This is a genomic window from Escherichia coli, assembly GCF_036503815.1.
GTDB lineage: Bacteria > Pseudomonadota > Gammaproteobacteria > Enterobacterales > Enterobacteriaceae > Escherichia > Escherichia coli_F.
On record NZ_AP027764.1, the window covers coordinates 3,042,333 to 3,060,755 of the forward strand.

Below are 18,423 nucleotides of genomic sequence, written 5' to 3' on the forward strand. Positions count from 1 at the left end.
TTAATGATGCCGAAATCCGTAATTATTCCTGCTGGCAGCAGCGCACCGCTGGCCCCCTTCGTTCCCGGCACGCTGGCTGATGGCGTGGTGTATGTCTCCGGCACGCTGGCTTTTGATCAACATAATAACGTGCTGTTTGCCGATGACCCAAAGGCGCAAACCCGCCACGTTCTGGAGACCATCCGCAAGGTTATCGAGACGGCGGGTGGCACGATGGCGGACGTGACCTTCAACAGCATCTTTATTACCGACTGGAAAAATTACGCCGCGATTAACGAAATCTACGCCGAGTTTTTCCCGGGTGACAAACCGGCGCGATTCTGCATTCAGTGCGGACTGGTAAAGCCTGACGCGCTGGTGGAAATCGCCACGATTGCGCATATCGCTAAGTGAGGTGGCGATGAAACTTTCACTCTCACCTCCCCCTTATGCTGATGCGCCCGTAGTGGTATTGATTTCGGGTCTTGGCGGCAGCGGCAATTACTGGTTGCCGCAACTGGCGGTGCTGGAGCAGGAGTATCAGGTAGTCTGTTACGACCAGCGCGGTACCGGAAATAATCCAGATACGCTGGCGGAAGACTACAGTTTGGCGCAGATGGCAGAGGAACTGCATCAGGCGCTGATGAGTGTGGGGATTGAGCGTTATGCGGTGATCGGCCATGCGCTCGGGGCGCTGGTGGGAATGCAGCTGGCGCTAGATTATCCCGCATCGGTCACTGCACTGGTCAGCGTTAACGGCTGGCTACGAATAAACGCCCGTACCCGCCGCTGTTTTCAGGTTCGCGAACGATTACTGCATAGCGGCGGCGCGCAGGCATGGGTGGAAGCGCAGCCGTTGTTCCTCTACCCCGCCGACTGGATGGCGGCCCGCGCCCCTCGCCTTGAAGCGGAGGACGCGCTGGCACTGGCGCATTTTCAGGGCAAAAACAATTTACTGCGTCGACTTAACGCCCTCAAACGTGCTGACTTTAGTCGCCATACGGATCGCATCCGCTGCCCGGTGCAAATCATCTGCGCCAGTGATGATCTGCTCGTGCCATCAGCATGTTCCAGTGAACTTCATGCCGCCCTGCCCGATAGCCAGAAAATGGTGATGCGCTATGGCGGACACGCCTGCAACGTGACTGATCCCGAAACGTTTAATGCTCTGTTACTCAACGGGCTTGCCAGCCTGTTACATCATCGTGAAGCCGCCTGTAAGGAATTGCTATGAACGAAGCCGTTAGCCCTGGTGCGCTTAGCACCCTGTTTACCGACGCCCGAACTCACAACGGCTGGCGGGAGACACCCGTCAGCGATGAGACGTTACGGGAGATTTATGCCCTGATGAAATGGGGGCCAACGTCAGCCAACTGTTCTCCGGCGCGCATCGTATTTATCCGCACTGCAGAAGCAAAAGAACGTCTGCGCCCGGCGCTTTCCAGCGGCAATCTGCAAAAAACCCTGACCGCGCCCGTCACTGCTATCGTCGCCTGGGATAGCGAATTTTATGAACGGTTACCGCAACTGTTTCCCCACGGCGATGCCCGCAGTTGGTTTACCTCCAGCCCAAAACTTGCTGAAGAAACGGCGTTTCGCAACAGTTCCATGCAGGCGGCCTATCTGATCGTCGCCTGCCGGGCGCTGGGGCTGGATACCGGCCCGATGTCCGGCTTTGACCGTCAACACGTGGACGACGCCTTTTTTACGGGCAGCACGCTGAAGAGCAATCTGCTGATTAATATCGGCTATGGCGATAGCAGCAAGCTTCATGCGCGCCTGCCACGTCTGTCCTTTGAAGAAGCCTGCGGGCTGTTGTAAGGAGCAAACTATGAACATTGTCGATCAACAAACTTTTCGCGATGCGATGTCCTGCATGGGCGCGGCGGTCAATATCATCACCACGGACGGTCCAGCCGGGCGCGCCGGGTTCACCGCCAGCGCCGTCTGCAGCGTGACCGATACGCCGCCCACATTACTGGTGTGCCTGAATCGTGGGGCGTCCGTCTGGCCGGTATTCAATGAAAATCGAACGCTGTGTGTAAATACACTTAGCGCCGGGCAGGAGCCGCTTTCAAACCTTTTTGGCGGCAAAACGCCCATGGAACACCGCTTTGCCGCCGCCCGCTGGCAGACTGGTGTGACCGGATGCCCGCAACTGGAAGAAGCACTGGTTTCGTTTGACTGCCGTATCAGCCAGGTGGTGAGCGTCGGCACCCACGACATTCTGTTTTGCGCCATCGAAGCGATTCATCGTCACGCCACCCCCTACGGGCTGGTGTGGTTTGATCGCAGTTATCACGCGCTGATGCGCCCTGCTTGTTAACCTCCTTAAGGAGACAGCTGATGGCAATGTTCGGTTTTCCTCACTGGCAGTTAAAATCGACCTCTACAGAGAGCGGCGTGGTCGCGCCGGATGAACGATTGCCGTTTGCTCAGACGGCAATAATGGGCGTTCAACACGCGGTGGCGATGTTTGGCGCGACGGTGTTAATGCCGATTCTGATGGGGCTGGATCCCAACCTTTCCATTTTAATGTCGGGGATCGGCACGTTACTGTTTTTCTTTATTACCGGCGGGCGCGTCCCCAGTTATCTCGGTTCCAGCGCGGCTTTTGTCGGCGTGGTGATCGCCGCGACGGGCTTTAATGGTCAGGGAATTAATCCGAATATCAGCATCGCGCTGGGCGGGATTATCGCCTGTGGGCTGGTTTATACCGTCATTGGCCTGGTGGTGATGAAAATCGGTACGCGCTGGATTGAACGACTAATGCCGCCGGTTGTGACGGGTGCGGTGGTGATGGCGATTGGCCTGAACTTAGCGCCTATCGCAGTGAAAAATGTATCGGCTTCGGCCTTTGATAGCTGGATGGCGGTAATGACGGTGCTGTGTATTGGGCTGGTGGCGGTGTTTACCCGTGGCATGATCCAGCGGTTATTGATTCTCGTAGGCTTAATTGTCGCTTGTCTGATTTATGGTGTGATGACCAACGTTTTAGGGCTGGGAAAAGCCGTCGATTTTACACTCGTTAGCCATGCTGCCTGGTTCGGTCTGCCACATATCTCCACTCCTGGTTTTAATGGTCAGGCAATGATGCTGATTGCGCCCGTGGCGGTTATTCTGGTGGCGGAAAACTTAGGTCATCTCAAGGCGGTCGCCGGGATGACCGGACGCAATATGGATCCATATATGGGGCGGGCATTCGTAGGCGATGGGCTGGCAACAATGCTTTCGGGTTCTGTCGGCGGTAGCGGCGTAACCACCTATGCTGAAAATATCGGTGTAATGGCCGTGACCAAAGTCTACTCGACGCTGGTGTTTGTTGCTGCTGCCGTCATCGCCTTGCTGTTGGGCTTTTCGCCGAAATTTGGCGCGCTGATCCATACCATTCCTGCACCGGTGATTGGTGGTGCTTCAATTGTTGTGTTCGGGCTGATTGCCGTCGCAGGCGCACGGATCTGGGTACAAAACCGTGTGGATTTAAGCCAGAACGGTAATTTGATTATGGTCGCAGTAACCTTAGTGCTGGGTGCGGGTGATTTTGCTCTCACACTGGGCGGTTTTACGTTGGGAGGGATCGGTACAGCAACCTTTGGCGCGATTTTACTCAATGCTTTGTTAAGCAGAAGGTTGGTTGACGTTCCTCCGCCAGAAGTTGTTCATCAGGAACCATAAACAGAAAACCGCCGGGATTACCGGCGGTGCAGATTGTTGACAACGTGCGCATTGTTCATGCCGGATGCGGCGTAAACGCCTTATCCGGCCTACAAAACAGTGCAAATTCAATATATTGCAATCTTCTGGTAGGCCTGATAAGCATCGCGCATCAGGCAAGCTTACATTTGTCATCAGTATCAACCGCCGGGGTAACCGGCGGTGATGGCTTTTTGACGAGCGACAGACAAAAATGCATTCGTCATTGATTAGCCCGGCTAGTTGTCGCTTTTACCGTGACTGCTCTTGCCACCTTTTTTACCTGCTTCAGATGCGCGCTGCGGGTCATTTTTGAAATTACCCCCGCTGTGCTGTCCACCTTTTTTACCTGCTTCTGATGCTCTTTCGCGGTCTTCTGCAAAATTGCCGGAACCGCCTCGATGGTTTGCCATTACTGACCTCCGTCTGGGTATAGACATCATATTGCATAGAATTAACGCGGCGTATGGCGGCTGCCATATTTTCGCTACGTGGGACTAAGCTTAGTGAACTGACGCGGGCAGACCCGCGTTTGGTAATATCCTGCAACAGCTTCTTAGCGAGAATAGATATCATCTCCAATAATTATCTATAAGCCGCTCTTATGATTAAAAAAACGCGATGAGATAAAAATGTGTCATTTTGCGACAAAATTGCGTGCTTGTGAAAGTTGTTATAAATCAAATAAGTGGTTGTGAAATTTGCACTCTGAAAAGGACGTCTTATCTTTAAATAAGTGGTAGCGAATCGCTACGGAATAGAGATAACACGAGGAGTGGTTAGAAATGGCTAAAGTTCTGGTGCTTTATTATTCCATGTACGGACATATTGAAACGATGGCACGCGCAGTTGCTGAAGGTGCAAGCAAAGTGGATGGCGCAGAAGTTGTCGTTAAGCGTGTACCGGAAACCATGCCGCCGCAATTATTTGAAAAAGCAGGCGGTAAAACGCAAACTGCACCGGTTGCAACCCCGCAAGAACTGGCCGATTACGACGCCATTATTTTTGGTACACCTACCCGCTTTGGTAACATGTCCGGTCAAATGCGTACCTTCCTCGACCAGACGGGCGGCCTGTGGGCTTCCGGCGCACTATACGGAAAACTGGCGAGCGTCTTTAGTTCCACCGGTACTGGCGGCGGTCAGGAACAAACCATCACATCCACCTGGACGACCCTTGCGCATCACGGCATGGTGATTGTCCCCATTGGCTACGCAGCGCAGGAATTATTTGACGTTTCACAGGTTCGCGGCGGTACGCCGTACGGCGCAACCACCATCGCAGGCGGTGACGGTTCACGCCAGCCCAGCCAGGAAGAACTGTCTATTGCTCGTTATCAAGGGGAATATGTCGCAGGTCTGGCAGTTAAACTTAACGGCTAATCTTCAACAGGAGGATACGCATGCCAACTCAAGAAGCGAAAGCTCATCACGTCGGTGAATGGGCATCTCTGCGCAATACGTCGCCGGAAATAGCCGAGGCCATTTTCGAAGTCGCCGGGTACGACGAAAAAATGGCGGAAAAGATTTGGGAAGAAGGTAGCGATGAAGTGTTAGTCAAAGCCTTTGCTAAGACCGATAAAGATTCGCTTTTTTGGGGCGAACAGACCATCGAACGTAAAAACGTTTAACCAGCGACTCCCCCGCTTCACGCGGGGGAGTTTTCTGTTATTTCACCGCTTCATTCAATACGCTATCAAACTTATCCATTGGGCAGAAACCATCAGCGTCTATCGGGCAGCCGGTTAATTCCAGCGTCACGCGCTGAGCCGGAGCCTGCAACGTTAACGCATCAGCATTACGCAACTGTTCCGCACTCTGGTACACATATTCAATTTTCATCAAATCGCGATTAGCTTTGTTGTCATGCCAACGCTGGAAAACGATTTTGCCGCCGATGGGCGTGCGTTCGTTCTGGTCATGCAACTGATACGGTTTGAAATCCAGTGCCGTTAACAGAGAGGCAATGTTTGAGTCGTGCCCAACCAGCACCGTGATTTTCGGTGCACTGGCGCGATCTGTCACCAGCGCTTTGTCGATATAACTGACCAGTGGTTTCGCAACATTGCGCGCCACTTCCGGTGAGGTAAACAGGCTATCCTGGTAACCGTTTTTCAGCTTCGACAACACTTTCCACTGTTGGTCAGATTTGATTTCTCCCCACGCCACCTGATCCATCGGGAAACCTTCGTAGTATTGCAAAGTAAACGCATCTACCAGCGAGTTGCCGACTTTCAGCGGCCCGGAAACGCCCGGTTCTTGTTGATACTTCGCGCTAAAGGTGTTTTTTCCATCTACAAGCGAACACTGTTGCTTCTCTTTACAGGCAGGAGAATCTTTATAGTTAACGATTTTTTCCAGTAGCTTGTAGCTGTCGGTAAGCTGGAGTTTGCCGAGCTCTTTCTCCATTGCCGCCACCGCCTGTTCACTGAATGCGGCGGAATCATCGGTGATCACTGGGTTAAAGGTTGGGTCCATGGTGCCCATTTTTTCCTGGTGGTGGACTGGAATGTCACACCCAGGGAATGCGCCAGTAATAAAGAACTGCGCGGTTGCGACGGTACGTTGCAGGCTGTTGGCATAGGCATAAACGGTGTCCGGCGGCGGGCATTCCCCCGAATTCACCATCCCCTGCTCTGCCAGCCACTCACGCATATAGTGGCCCATATACACTTCCAGCACACCGCCTTTGGTGGTGAGCTGCCCACCGGGGACGTCCCATTCTGGCCATTTATTCGGTGTGGATTGTTCCAGCACACTGCCATTGTTCGCCAGCGGCGCACGTAAGTTATGGCGGCTCATCATGAGCACTTGCTGCAACTGATAGCCTTCCGGTACGGTTTGTGCCTGAGCATTTGAAGCGAGTAAAACTATCCCTGCCACAGCTGCGGCGATTAGCGTTTTGTTCATTCCTGGCACCTCTTTTGTTATCAATCACCAAAGAGTGTGACAGAAATATGACATTTTTCCGGGAACAGGTTCGCAAAATGGCTTGTTGAGTGCCTGTTATCTATATTTGTCATTAAAAAAAGGCAAGATTTGACGCAACCTATGCATGATTGGCCCCTGCCTCGTGTACGCCGTTGATGATTTCACCATGGGCTAGACAGAATATCACCGACGTTATCGATACAGGGGCAATATTTACTAGTAAAAAGAGAATGTGAGACTAATAAAAACTATTTTAGCACATGTCTTTATCATTAGATGGCATAACGATTTAAATAGTCCAGTTGCGCTTTCATTTCCTTATGGTTTAACTGGTATGACTGAGCAAAAAGTTCAGTAGGGAGGTAAACGTCATAATGATTGCCAGTATTCATTAAATAACCATACTCAAGATCTTCATCCGTTGAAAAGGATTCACTTCCCAAGGAGATTGATCCCACATTACAGGCAACAATAAACAATGAACAAATGCTATCTGAAAGCACAGCAAGGAAATTCTTCACCGCTTTAACCTTTTCCGGAGAGTCGGTATTTAAAACAAGCGAACCCTTGTTATCATTAAATATAAACTCGGGTAAATGCAATATGCATCTTTCGTCATTCAAGCAACTACCAATGAATTCTTTTTTAAACTTAATAAAATTCGACGCTAAAGAATTACCCATATCCTGAATTTGGTTGTCAGAATGCAGATCAACGCCAAATAATGTCTTAATATCTTCCCTGAGATTAAAGAATGCTGCATCAACAAAAGACTCAATCACTTGTTTATCAACAATTTTAATAAATTCGTCGTATACTTCTTTTTGCGTCTTTTGACTGCCAAGCGCCCATGAATAATCAACGTGTTTTATAACCAGTATGGCTCTTAACAGACAATATCCATCGCCATCTACAGGCGCGTATTTTAATTTATGTGCTTGATTAATTTCACTCTGAATAAAAGATATACCAGACAAATCAATACCAGTAACTGAATCATATATTCCCGGCGTATTTATCCGTTTTGGCTGGACACTCGTAATTTCATCATCATCAAAGCAATACTCAGAAAAAACATCATTACACTCATTTAAGATATCAACATATGCTATAAATTTATACCAACAGCTACTTTTAAAGCCTGCAATAGCCTGTGAAAACATACCCGGCAAGGATATATTAACAAGCTCTCTTTCTTGAAAATATTGTATAGTATAGGTAATGCCTCCTGAATCCCCTGAATAAGTGTTTGTATCATGAGTACGTAATGTTTTCATAAATGAAGATAAATCATTATCATTTTGCATTTCCTCTAATTCTGTTTCTAGTGATTCACACACCAGGCATGAAATATTTTCTTCTTTCCGCATGATTTCATTGTACAACCGCATAAAACACTCTAGTTTTTGTTCAAAAAGCGTGATTGAACATTTTTGATTTTCTTCGCGCCTGGTTTTTATATCGGCCCAGGCTGTTTTCAAATAATTATTAGCACTGCAACTTACTCCATGTATATTACTACCCATATATAGCGCCTATAAAATTTAATAAATAATGACGTCCTAGTTAAGCTTAAAGTGCCTGATTTAACTATCAAAAATCGCTCACTCTTTTACCTGTTTAAACTATGCTCAGCAATCCATCTTGACGCCACCTCCTCTCCACGATGATTTCAATAACATATTCTGTGTTGGCATATGAAATTTTGAGGATTACCCTACACTTATAGGAGTTACCTTACAGGGGTTCCTTCAATTTGTGTTGATTTACGCGAGATAACGCTATGGAACTAAAGGATTATTACGCCATCATGGGCGTGAAACCGACGGACGATCTCAAGACAATCAAGACCGCCTATCGTCGACTGGCCCGCAAATACCATCCTGATGTCAGCAAAGAACCGGATGCCGAAGCCCGCTTCAAAGAGGTCGCTGAAGCCTGGGAAGTGTTGAGTGATGAACAACGTCGCGCTGAGTATGATCAGATGTGGCAACATCGCAACGATCCGCAATTTAGCCGTCAGTTCCAGCATGGAGACGGTCAGAGTTTTAACGCCGAAGATTTTGACGATATCTTCTCGTCAATTTTCGGTCAGCATGCCCGCCAGAGCCGTCAACGTCCCGCCACCCGCGGCCACGATATTGAAATCGAAGTGGCGGTATTCCTGGAAGAAACGCTTACTGAGCACAAGCGTACCATCAGCTATAACCTGCCGGTTTATAACGCCTTTGGCATGATCGAACAGGAAATCCCGAAAACGCTGAATGTGAAGATCCCGGCGGGCGTCGGCAATGGTCAACGCATCCGCCTGAAAGGCCAGGGAACGCCGGGCGAAAATGGCGGCCCAAATGGCGATTTGTGGCTGGTGATTCATATTGCGCCGCATCCATTGTTTGATATTGTCGGCCAGGATCTGGAAATTGTGGTGCCGGTTAGCCCGTGGGAAGCGGCGCTGGGTGCTAAAGTCACCGTTCCAACACTGAAAGAAAGCATTTTGCTAACTATCCCGCCGGGCAGTCAGGCCGGACAACGATTACGCGTTAAAGGCAAAGGCCTGGTGAGCAAAAAACAGACCGGCGATCTGTATGCGGTACTGAAAATCGTGATGCCGCCGAAACCGGATGAAAATACGGCCGCGCTGTGGCAGCAACTGGCAGACGCCCAGTCGTCTTTTGATCCACGTAAAGATTGGGGGAAAGCATGATGGCTAATGTTACGGTGACTTTTACTATTACCGAATTTTGCCTACATACCGGCATCTCTGAAGAGGAATTGAATGAAATTGTCGGTTTGGGGGTGGTTGAACCGCGGGAGCGCCTGGAAACAACCTGGGTATTTGACGACCATGCCGCCATTGTGGTGCAACGTGCGGTACGCCTGCGTCATGAACTGGCTCTGGACTGGCCGGGGATCGCGGTGGCGCTGACGTTAATGGATGATATTGCGCACCTGAAGCAGGAAAACCGCTTGCTGCGCCAGCGGCTTTCCCGGTTTGTAGCTCATCCGTGAGTTTGTTGCCTGATGCGACGCTTAACGCGTCTTATCAGGCCTACAAAGCGCACTGTCCCCGTAGGCCGGATAAGGTTCATGCCGCATCCGACGGATCTGCCTTAATGTCTAATGCGACGCTCAACGCGTCTTATCTGGCCTACAAACGGCATTATCTGTTTTGGTTGTCGCACTCCACTAACGCCAGCAATAACTGGCTTAGTGCCGCGTAAAAACCAAAGCTATCATACTGATGGCAACGCGCCGCAAACTCCGGTAACCATTGCCGCAGCGCCGTCAGTGTTTTTTGCCGCAAACTGTCGATTCTTCGCGCAGGGATAGTTTCCTCACCCAGCGAAAAATACAGATGACTGAGCAATTCGAGATAGATCGCCAGATGATCTGCCGGTTCGTTGAAATTGCCGCTGGTTTCCATCCCTGCCTCAACTAACAAGCGTTTAATCTCTTGCTCGTCCTGTTTGTAGGCCGATGCATACGGCAACGCCGCTTGTTTGTCGGTCATCAGAAATAGGCCGCAAAAGTCAGCGGCCAGTTCCAGACGGGCGGCGTCACGCACTGTCAGAGCGGCAATTTTAGTTTCCAGCTCGTTTACCGCCGCTGTGAGCGGCGGTTCACTTTTCAGCAAAGAAAACCATTCAGCCATCTGCGCACTGGCGATTTGCGTCAGTTGTTCATCGTCCAGTTCACGGGAGAACAACTGCGCCAGCCAGGCGTAGACACAGGCAATCTGTTGTGCTGTCAGCATGGTCATGATTTCACCTGCGACGCGGGAACATATTCGCACTGCGCCACCATCTCAACGGGGCCATTAAACGCCGTCACTTGTTCCACTGTTCCGTTGTACTTCTCAATTTCCACCAGCGTGGTATGCGCACTGGTCGCCTGCGCCAGCTGCGAAGTACCGATGTCAATGGTCAACACGTTGGGGTTACCGTATTTGCACAGCGCACCAGGCTCACCGCCTTTATCTGGATCGTACCATGCCCCTTCGTGAATTCGTGCCACGCCGGGTGCATAGCGGTCAGAAACCACTGCTCCAGCCAACACCTGACCACGAGCGTTAAAGACGCGCACCACATCACCGTTACGAATACCGCGCGCACTGGCATCCTGCGGGCTAATAAATACTGGCTCTTTGCCCGCTACCGTATATTGCTGACGCAACGTTTCTGATTCACATAACTGCGAGTGAAGTCGGAAATCCGGATGCACAGATTGCAGATGCAACGGATACTTCTGCGAGCCGGGCCCGCCGTGGGAGCGTTCGATTTTCTCAAACCACATCGGATGCCCCTGACAATCGTCGTAGTTCATATCAGCGATGGTTTTCGAGTAGATCTCAATCAGGCCACTCGGCGTGCCCAGCGGTTCGAGATCCGGATCTTCGCGGAATGCCTGGTGGCGAACAAACATCTGCGGATGGTCAAACTCGACGTACTCTTTGTTATTCCAGAAGTCATCAAACGCTGGCAGATGAACGCCGCGTCCTTTGCCCTGTTGTACACCTTCCTGCCAGATGCGTTTCAGCCAGCCCATTTCGTCCAGCCCTTCGGTAAAGGCTTCTTCGCGATTAAAGCGGCGGCACAGCTCGCGGAAAATATCAAAGTCGTTGCGCGCCTCGAACTGCGGCGGCACGACCTGTTTCATGGCGATAATGCCACGGTTGGAGTGGTTGCCATACTGGTCGAGATCGTTACGCTCAAACTGCGTGGTCGCAGGCAGTACGATATCGGCAAAGCGGCAGGTTGAGGTCCACTGATTATCTATAGCGATAACCGTTTCCAGCTTGCGCCAGCCTTCGATAATGCGGTTAATCTGCTGATGACGATGTAACGGGTTAGTTCCGGCAAAAATACACATTTTCAGCGGCGGCAGTTTTACCGATTTACCATTCCAGTTGATCACTTTTCCCGGTTCGAGGATCGCATCGACAAAACGGGCAATCGGAATAGTGCTGCTATAGCCTTGGTAGTCGCTGTTGTCGTGAACAGGAGGAATCGACGTAGAGCCGGAGAAACCACTCAGAATAACGCCTTTACGCCCCGGCGTGCCTGCGCCGTTATAGTGCCAGCCAAAACCAAAGCCACCACCCGGCAGGCCAATTTGCCCCAGCATCGCCGCCAGAACCACAATCATCCACGCCCACTGTTCACCGTGCTGCATACGCTGTACGCACCAGCCAGCAATAATCTGCGTTCTGTTCGCCGCCATCTGCCGTGCCAGAGCACGAATGGTTTCGGCATCAATGCCGGTCAGTTTTTCAGCCCATGCGGCATCTTTCGGCTGACCGTCTTTCTCGCCCAGCAGATAGGGCAGAAACTGCTCAAAGCCCACGCAGTAGTTAGCGAGGAAGTTTTTGTCGTACAGGTTTTCGCTGTACAACGTATGCGCCAGCGCCAGTTGCAGCGGCACGTCAGTTTGCGGGTTAACCGCAATGTGTTTCACATGCTCGCGCCCCAGATACTCATGAGTGGATGTAACAACCGGATCGATGCTGATGACCTGAATTTCACCGGCGGCGACTTTCGCTTTCAACTGCGCGTAATATTCATAAACATCGTGATCCGGGCACCACCAGTTCGCTTGCTGGTTTTTCAGCAAATCGGAGCCCCACAGCACAATGGTTTTGCTGTTCTGCAATACCAGCGGCCAGGAGGTTTGCTGTTCATACACTTCCATTGAGCCAACTACACGCGGCAGGATCACCTGCGCAGCCCCGGTAGAGTAATCTCCGCCCGTACCCACGCTATTACCATGTAAGGCAATCGCTTTCGCCAGCATCCCCGAAGCGTTATGGAACATCCCCGTCGATTGCCAACCACTGGCGGTCAACAAGGCACTCGGCCCGTGAGTTTTCTGTACGCGTTCCAGTTCTTCATAGAACATGTCGAGGGCTTCATCCCAGCTCACGCGCACAAAACGGTTATCACCGCGCTGGGAGGTGTCGCTGAGATGGCGCTTACGTAGCCAGTCCACGCGTACCATCGGATAACGAATACGCGCCGCGTTGTGTACGTGGTCCGGCAATCCGGCGATCATTTTCGACGGATATTTATCCAGTTCGAACGGTTTTGCCGCCACAAAGCGACCATCCTTCACCGTCGCGCGGATAGCCCCCCAGTGCGACCCGGTCAGAATGCCCTCTTTCGAGGTGACAGCCTCAGTCGCCGCTTGCGCCGCTGTCGCACGGCGCGGCGTTAACAGTGACGGTCCCAGCATCCCGGCGACAGTTAAGCCGCCGAGTTGTGCCAGAAAACGTCGACGTGATGCCTGAAAGAGATCGTTATTGTTCATTATTTTTCTTCCTTCTTATCGCCGTGAGCCTTACCTGCGGTATCAGACGCATTCATTTGCAGATATTTCAGCAAGGTGCGTTCTTCACGTTTATCGAGGCTGGTAAAGCCAATCATGCCGTTGAGCGTGCCAATCCAACCATTAGCGTCAAAGTGGGCGATTTCCGGTGCGCCGTGGCATTGATTACAGGTGCCGTTGTACAGCGAATCCGCATAAGCCCAGATCGGTTTGATATCGTTCACCATGTCGCCTTTCTTCATCCACGCGGTGGCCTGCAATTTGCTCCACTCGGTATTGGTGTCGGCAACGGTGGTTTTCTCCAGCGTTTTCACCTGCTGCTGAACATCGCCACGAATCGAGGCAACAAAGATGCGTTTGCCAGGGAACTGGGTGAGTACACGCTGACGTCCTGCGCTTTCCGTCCAGCCAGTGATTTCAATTTGCAGCCAGTCGCCGTCACGTTTAAGGACTTTCACTTCCGAAGCAGGCAGCAGAGAACCAGACGCTTCTTTATCGCCTTTCGCCGCATAAATTGGCTTAATATCAATGGAGTACAGCGTATCACCACTATCATTTGCACTGCCGCGCAGCTCATCGAATTGCTTACGGAAGCCGCTACTCATATCCGGCAACTGGTGGGCAATACCTTTATGACAGTCGATGCAGGATTGATTATCTTTCGCTGCCACCTTCATCTGACGTGCCGCTTCAGGATGCTGCTTCGCATGATCCATCGCATCGTAGTTATGGCAGGAGCGACAGGTTGCCGAGTTGTTTTCTTTCATTCGCGCCCATTCACGCTCGGCAAGTTCCGCGCGTTTGGCTTCGAATTTCTCAGGTGTATCAATGGAGTGGGCAATAAAGGTCTGGTAGATGTCGTTGCTCGCTTCCAGTTTACGCTTCACCATGCCTGGAATATCCGGCGGGATATGGCAGTCATGGCATTCAGCTCGCACGCCGGAGGCGTTCTGGAAATGCACCGACTGTTTATATTCTTCATACACCGGTTGCATACTGTGGCAACTGACACAAAATTCGGTTGTGCTGGTGACTTTGATCCCCACGTGAGGTAACACAATCAGCGCAATGCCAATCACAATCCCAATAGCGACCAGCGCCAGTACCGACCAACGAGCACTGGGTCGGCGTAACGCGTTCCAGAGTTTCCGCATAATAGCCCCTGTAAAATTATGGTTTAGTGAAGCGATCTTAATGAGCAAATATGAACAGCGGCACTGGTCAGGATGAACGGCTTACGGCAGAATATGAACAGATATGAACAGAATGAGTAAAACTCTCTGATGCCACATCACATTGTTATTGTTGAAGATGAGCCGGTTACCCAAGCGCGATTACAAACCTACTTCACTCAGGAGGGGTATACGGTTTCCGTTACGGCGAGCGGTGCCGGGCTGCGTGAAATTATGCAAAACCAGCCAGTGGATTTAATTCTGCTGGATATCAATTTGCCCGATGAAAATGGCCTGATGTTAACCCGCGCCCTGCGGGAACGTTCGACGGTGGGTATTATTCTGGTTACCGGACGCAGCGATCGGATTGACCGTATTGTTGGGCTGGAAATGGGCGCAGACGATTACGTCACCAAACCGCTGGAACTGCGCGAACTGGTGGTACGGGTGAAAAATCTGCTCTGGCGAATCGACCTCGCGCGACAAGCTCAACCGCTCACTCAGGACAACTGCTATCGCTTTGCCGGTTATTGCCTGAATGTGTCGCGCCATACGCTGGAGATTGATGGCGAACCGATTAAACTAACCCGCGCAGAGTATGAAATGTTGGTGGCATTTGTGACCAATCCGGGCGAAATTCTCAGCCGTGAACGTCTGCTGCGTATGCTTTCTGCGCGCCGGGTGGAAAATCCCGACCTGCGCACCGTCGATGTGTTAATTCGTCGTTTACGTCATAAACTCAGCGCGGATTTACTGGTGACACAACATGGCGAAGGTTATTTCTTAGCCGCTGATGTGTGCTGATAAAAATAGACCGGACGAAATCCCCCTGGTGACAGCGAGCGGCGGATATGTTCGCGGTCGGCATTTTTCGGCGTCAGGACTAAAATCGGTGGGCTGACATTATCAGACACCGATTGCCCCTGTAATTGCCTGATGGCCTGTTCGACGGCCAGTTCCCCCTGCCAGACCATTTGATCGCTGGCAGCCATAATCACTCTTCCCCGCTTCAACCCGCGATACACCTGATGTGAAAGATAAAACGACACCACGGTAAGCGGCGTTTTCAGGTTACGCCCTTCACCCATTGCCGCCTCTGCCGCAATCGCCGTTCCGGCCACAACGTCGATTTCTGGATGGCGCTCCAACATCTCCTGCAACAGGTTACGCTGGATTTCAATATCGTTGTCGCCGAGCGCAATATCGACAATACGCACCGGGCTTCCGGCAATGGCGGCGCGGAAACCCTCTACCATCTCCTTACTGCCCCCGGCGTTATCGGGGCCGGGCATCAACAGCACGTTAAGTGGTTTTCCGTGGCTCCATTGCACCAGATATCGCCCTGGTTGATAGCCCATCTGAAACCACGGCACACCAACGCGGCTTTTCACTTGGGGAGCATCAATAGCATTTACCAGTTCGATCACCGGAAGACTTGCTACCTGCTTTTGCAGGTCGGGAAATGACGTCGTGCTACTTCCGAGCAAGATGGCCTCTGCGCCCCACTGTTTACACTGGTCGATTTGTGCTTGCTGGGTAGCCAACTGGCTGTAGCCGCCTGCCTCCAGCACTTTTAAATCCACACCGTAGCGGCGAGCAGCCTCCTGCATACCATAGTTCAACGATAACCAGTATGAATCTTTCAGGCTGGGATAAAGCGCGCACAGTTTCCATGAACGTTTGGCTTTAAGCGGTGTAGAGGGTTGCACCGAGAAATGCTGCGCATCATGCCAGCGCAACAAGTTATCAGCCGAAAATCCAGGCAACATGAAAAGGGAAAGAAGTAACAATAGCAGTACGCGCATGATAGCCTCATCAATAATAAGGCTTTATGCTAGATGCATTCCGCTTTGCGACTCAACCTTTTTCACCTAAAGGATGACAAAATCACATAAATAATTTAAAAATCATAGCATTAGATTACTTAATGATTAAATAATAGACTGCAAAACGCGACAAAACACAACATATCCAGTCACTATGAATCAACTACTTAGATGGTATTAGTGACCTGTAACAGAGCATTAGCGCAAGGTGATTTTTGTCTTCTTGCGCTAATTTTTTGTCATCGCATTGGGTTGGCTGAATTTACAACCATGCTCAGTATCTCGATAAGTGCAGAGAAATGATGCAATGGTGGGCGGACTGGCTTGATGAAAAGGTGGAGTGATCCACCTTAACAACTATCGGATAGTACAAAGCTTTGTGTGCCTCATGAAAGCAATTTACGATTATGAACATTAATGCATTCATTATGCAGATTTCAATAAATTGTACCAATGGCGTGATCTGATACACATACACTGTTATAATCCTCCAAATTTACGAAATCTAAACAATAGCAACTATTTATAGGTCATATAATGTTCGCTCTATCTGAGACACAGAAGACTACTTCTCGTTTTTATCAGCCTGATGTGGATGGGCTAAGAACGGTAGCTGTTTTATTGGTGCTTTTATTCCACGTTGGATTTTCTTCAATTAGTGGTGGTTTTGTTGGTGTAGATATATTTTTTGTCATTTCAGGGTACCTTATAACAGGAATACTAGTATCAGGAATGGAAAAAGGTACTTACAAATACACAACATTTATTTCTTCCCGCATTTCAAGACTGTACCCCACCCTACTTACTATTCTTATAATATGCCTTATATTTGGTTTTCTTATTTTTACACCCAATGACTATAAAGAGCTTGGAATATCTTCATTATATTCTGCATTATCTATTTCAAACTTTCATTTTATGCTTGGTGCTGGATATTTTGATACTTCATCAGAAGTCAACCCACTTCTTCACACATGGTCGTTATCGGTTGAACAACAATTTTATTTAATATGGCCGTTAATTATTTTTGCTGCAATGAAGTCAGGTAGAAAACTTGCAGTATCTTTGATCGTGATCGCTGGAGTTATGTCGTTATTTGCATCTCAAATGATGACTAAAATAAATCCAACCCAAAACTATTTCATGATGCCTTACCGCATCTTTGAGTTTGCAGCTGGCGGAATTCTATTTTTCATACCAAATGATAAGGCGAGAAACAAGTTAATTAGTACAATACTGTTTTTGATTGGCGTAGCATTAATATTTTACTCAGCATTTAATTTCGATAAGTCAACTCCATTTCCAGGGTTAAACGCAATGATTCCTGTAATTGGATCTTGCTTGTGCATATTGTTTTCTAAACATACGCCTGCAGGATACTTATTAAGAAATAAATTATTTGTTAGCATTGGCATAGTTTCATACTCTGTATATCTTATACATTGGCCTCTTTTAGTATTTTATAAATATTACATTTTCAGACCGATCAATACGCTCGAAAAAGCATCAATAGTATCCGTTTCTATTTTTCTGGCTTATGTGAGTTATTATTTTATTGAGAACAAGTTTAGACGTATTAATCTATCTTCAATCAACAAAATGGCAGTTTCTTTTTCAATCGTTTTTATTAGTGTTTTATCGGTATCTCATATTATATATAAAAATAATGGGTACTCCTTCCGAGTCAACGAGTACTTTAAACAAAAAATGAATAATTCAGGGGAGTTCCATCTGCAACAATATGGTGGAAATGGGTACTATGCTGGAGCGCATATAATTGGAGATAAGACGGCATCAAAAGTATCAGCTGTGCTTATGGGTGACAGCTTTGCAAGGCAATATGCCCATGCAATAGATGTAAATTCTCAAGGTCATAAATTCATCACATCATTGAATGATGGTTGTTTTTTCTCGCGTAATTATACAACGTTCTACGCAGGACTTCCTGATCCAAAGTGCCAGCAAAGACTGAACTTTGCTATTGATTATTCGAACAAATTTAATGTGCCTGTTATTTTTGGGATGCGGTGGATAGGATATGAAGGAATGGTAAGTGATCCGCAGGGTAACCAACAGAAATTCAATGATGAAAATGAATTTATTAATTTTAGCATCAATAATATTAAAAATAATATAGCTGCTTTAAATAATAAAAAAGTGGTAATCCTTGGGGCCCCTCCTGGCACAGATGGTGTTGGCGGTGTAGAAAAATGTGTCAATAGACCATCATACCTACCGCTAGTATGCACAAGATATTTGAGTACAGACGACAAAGATACATTCAACAAACGAATGAACTCAGCCATAAGAAGTGCACTAAATGGGTATAATAACGTTCTATTTATTGACCCATACGATTATCTTTGCAAAGATGGTAAATGCATAACGATGACTAATGATTATCAATTCATATACTCTGATGCAGTTCATCTATCGAAATCTGGTGCTGCTTTGGTGTGGGATAAAGCAAAAAACAAAATAATTAAATTTATTGAATAAATA

The 18,423-nt window shown here is 49.0% G+C and carries 18 protein-coding genes and 1 pseudogene; 12 read left to right on the forward strand and 7 right to left on the reverse strand.

Features of this window, described 5'->3' with window-relative positions; genetic code table 11:
• Positions 1 to 6: 6 nt before the first annotated feature.
• Genes rutC through rutG form a run of 5 tightly spaced genes read left to right on the forward strand, consistent with a single transcriptional unit; the run spans position 7 to position 3,654 of the window.
• A complete protein-coding gene (rutC, locus tag AABJ99_RS14615) occupies positions 7 to 393 on the forward strand; it encodes a 3-aminoacrylate deaminase (protein ID WP_001126780.1) in 387 nt (128 codons plus the stop codon).
• Positions 394 to 400: 7 nt separating this feature from the next.
• Positions 401 to 1,213, forward strand: coding sequence for a pyrimidine utilization protein D (rutD, locus tag AABJ99_RS14620; protein ID WP_039021527.1), 813 nt, complete (start codon positions 401 to 403; stop codon positions 1,211 to 1,213).
• Positions 1,210 to 1,800 (forward strand): malonic semialdehyde reductase, encoded by a 591-nt coding sequence (rutE, locus tag AABJ99_RS14625; protein ID WP_039021528.1) that lies wholly within the window; start codon positions 1,210 to 1,212, stop codon positions 1,798 to 1,800. Before rutD ends, rutE begins: the two co-directional genes overlap by 4 nt.
• Positions 1,801 to 1,810: 10 nt before the next feature.
• The gene (gene rutF, locus AABJ99_RS14630; protein WP_001028095.1) at positions 1,811 to 2,305 is read left to right on the forward strand and encodes an NADH-dependent FMN reductase RutF; all 495 of its coding nucleotides are present in this window, start codon (positions 1,811 to 1,813) and stop codon (positions 2,303 to 2,305) included.
• 20 nt (positions 2,306 to 2,325) lie between these two features.
• On the forward strand, positions 2,326 to 3,654 hold the full coding sequence (gene rutG / locus AABJ99_RS14635; protein WP_039021529.1) for a pyrimidine utilization transport protein G: 1,329 nt from the start codon (positions 2,326 to 2,328) through the stop codon (positions 3,652 to 3,654).
• A gap of 257 nt (positions 3,655 to 3,911) precedes the next feature.
• On the opposite strand, the gene ymdF is transcribed toward rutG, so the two are convergent.
• Positions 3,912 to 4,085, reverse strand: coding sequence for a general stress protein (gene ymdF / locus AABJ99_RS14645; RefSeq protein WP_001273658.1), 174 nt, complete (start codon positions 4,083 to 4,085; stop codon positions 3,912 to 3,914).
• A gap of 372 nt (positions 4,086 to 4,457) precedes the next feature.
• Here ymdF and wrbA point away from each other — a divergent pair, with 372 nt between their 5' ends.
• Together wrbA and yccJ are read left to right on the forward strand one after the other, a co-directional pair.
• On the forward strand, positions 4,458 to 5,054 hold the full coding sequence (wrbA, locus tag AABJ99_RS14650; RefSeq protein ID WP_001151437.1) for an NAD(P)H:quinone oxidoreductase: 597 nt from the start codon (positions 4,458 to 4,460) through the stop codon (positions 5,052 to 5,054).
• A gap of 20 nt (positions 5,055 to 5,074) precedes the next feature.
• Positions 5,075 to 5,302 carry a YccJ family protein gene (yccJ, locus tag AABJ99_RS14655; protein WP_001143120.1) on the forward strand — a complete coding sequence of 76 codons (228 nt, stop codon included), beginning with the start codon at positions 5,075 to 5,077 and terminating at the stop codon, positions 5,300 to 5,302.
• Between the two features lie 37 nt (positions 5,303 to 5,339).
• Here the strand turns inward: yccJ and agp are convergent, their stop codons facing one another.
• Positions 5,340 to 6,581 (reverse strand): bifunctional glucose-1-phosphatase/inositol phosphatase, encoded by a 1,242-nt coding sequence (gene agp / locus AABJ99_RS14660; RefSeq protein ID WP_160524210.1) that lies wholly within the window; start codon positions 6,579 to 6,581, stop codon positions 5,340 to 5,342.
• Between the two features lie 293 nt (positions 6,582 to 6,874).
• The gene (locus tag AABJ99_RS14665) at positions 6,875 to 8,128 is read right to left on the reverse strand and encodes a hypothetical protein (protein ID WP_000535375.1); all 1,254 of its coding nucleotides are present in this window, start codon (positions 8,126 to 8,128) and stop codon (positions 6,875 to 6,877) included.
• 257 nt (positions 8,129 to 8,385) lie between these two features.
• Here AABJ99_RS14665 and cbpA point away from each other — a divergent pair, with 257 nt between their 5' ends.
• Positions 8,386 to 9,306 (forward strand): curved DNA-binding protein, encoded by a 921-nt coding sequence (cbpA, locus tag AABJ99_RS14670; RefSeq protein ID WP_000420641.1) that lies wholly within the window; start codon positions 8,386 to 8,388, stop codon positions 9,304 to 9,306.
• Positions 9,306 to 9,611, forward strand: coding sequence for a chaperone modulator CbpM (gene cbpM, locus AABJ99_RS14675; RefSeq protein ID WP_000024566.1), 306 nt, complete (start codon positions 9,306 to 9,308; stop codon positions 9,609 to 9,611). The genes cbpA and cbpM overlap by 1 nt, the downstream gene beginning before the upstream one ends.
• Positions 9,612 to 9,762: 151 nt before the next feature.
• Here the strand turns inward: cbpM and torD are convergent, their stop codons facing one another.
• The 3 genes from torD to torC are packed head-to-tail and all read right to left on the reverse strand — an operon-like array spanning position 9,763 to position 14,077.
• Complete coding sequence (gene torD, locus AABJ99_RS14680) at positions 9,763 to 10,362, reverse strand: molecular chaperone TorD (RefSeq protein WP_039021531.1); 600 nt, start codon at positions 10,360 to 10,362, stop codon at positions 9,763 to 9,765.
• The gene (gene torA / locus AABJ99_RS14685; protein ID WP_039021532.1) at positions 10,359 to 12,905 is read right to left on the reverse strand and encodes a trimethylamine-N-oxide reductase TorA; all 2,547 of its coding nucleotides are present in this window, start codon (positions 12,903 to 12,905) and stop codon (positions 10,359 to 10,361) included. Before torA ends, torD begins: the two co-directional genes overlap by 4 nt.
• On the reverse strand, positions 12,905 to 14,077 hold the full coding sequence (torC, locus tag AABJ99_RS14690; RefSeq protein WP_039021533.1) for a pentaheme c-type cytochrome TorC: 1,173 nt from the start codon (positions 14,075 to 14,077) through the stop codon (positions 12,905 to 12,907). The genes torA and torC overlap by 1 nt, the downstream gene beginning before the upstream one ends.
• Positions 14,078 to 14,206: 129 nt before the next feature.
• Here torC and torR point away from each other — a divergent pair, with 129 nt between their 5' ends.
• Positions 14,207 to 14,899, forward strand: coding sequence for a two-component system response regulator TorR (torR, locus tag AABJ99_RS14695; protein ID WP_001120130.1), 693 nt, complete (start codon positions 14,207 to 14,209; stop codon positions 14,897 to 14,899).
• On the opposite strand, the gene torT is transcribed toward torR, so the two are convergent.
• Positions 14,872 to 15,900, reverse strand: coding sequence for a TMAO reductase system periplasmic protein TorT (gene torT, locus AABJ99_RS14700; RefSeq protein WP_001265010.1), 1,029 nt, complete (start codon positions 15,898 to 15,900; stop codon positions 14,872 to 14,874). The genes torR and torT overlap by 28 nt on opposite strands.
• A gap of 281 nt (positions 15,901 to 16,181) precedes the next feature.
• Here torT and AABJ99_RS14705 point away from each other — a divergent pair.
• Both AABJ99_RS14705 and AABJ99_RS14710 read left to right on the forward strand, forming a co-directional pair.
• Positions 16,182 to 16,265: pseudogene (locus tag AABJ99_RS14705) on the forward strand (hypothetical protein); the annotation flags it as partial.
• Between the two features lie 193 nt (positions 16,266 to 16,458).
• Positions 16,459 to 18,420, forward strand: a complete 1,962-nt coding sequence (locus tag AABJ99_RS14710; RefSeq protein ID WP_021544677.1) for an acyltransferase family protein — start codon at positions 16,459 to 16,461, stop codon at positions 18,418 to 18,420.
• The last annotated feature ends 3 nt before the right edge of the window (positions 18,421 to 18,423 follow it).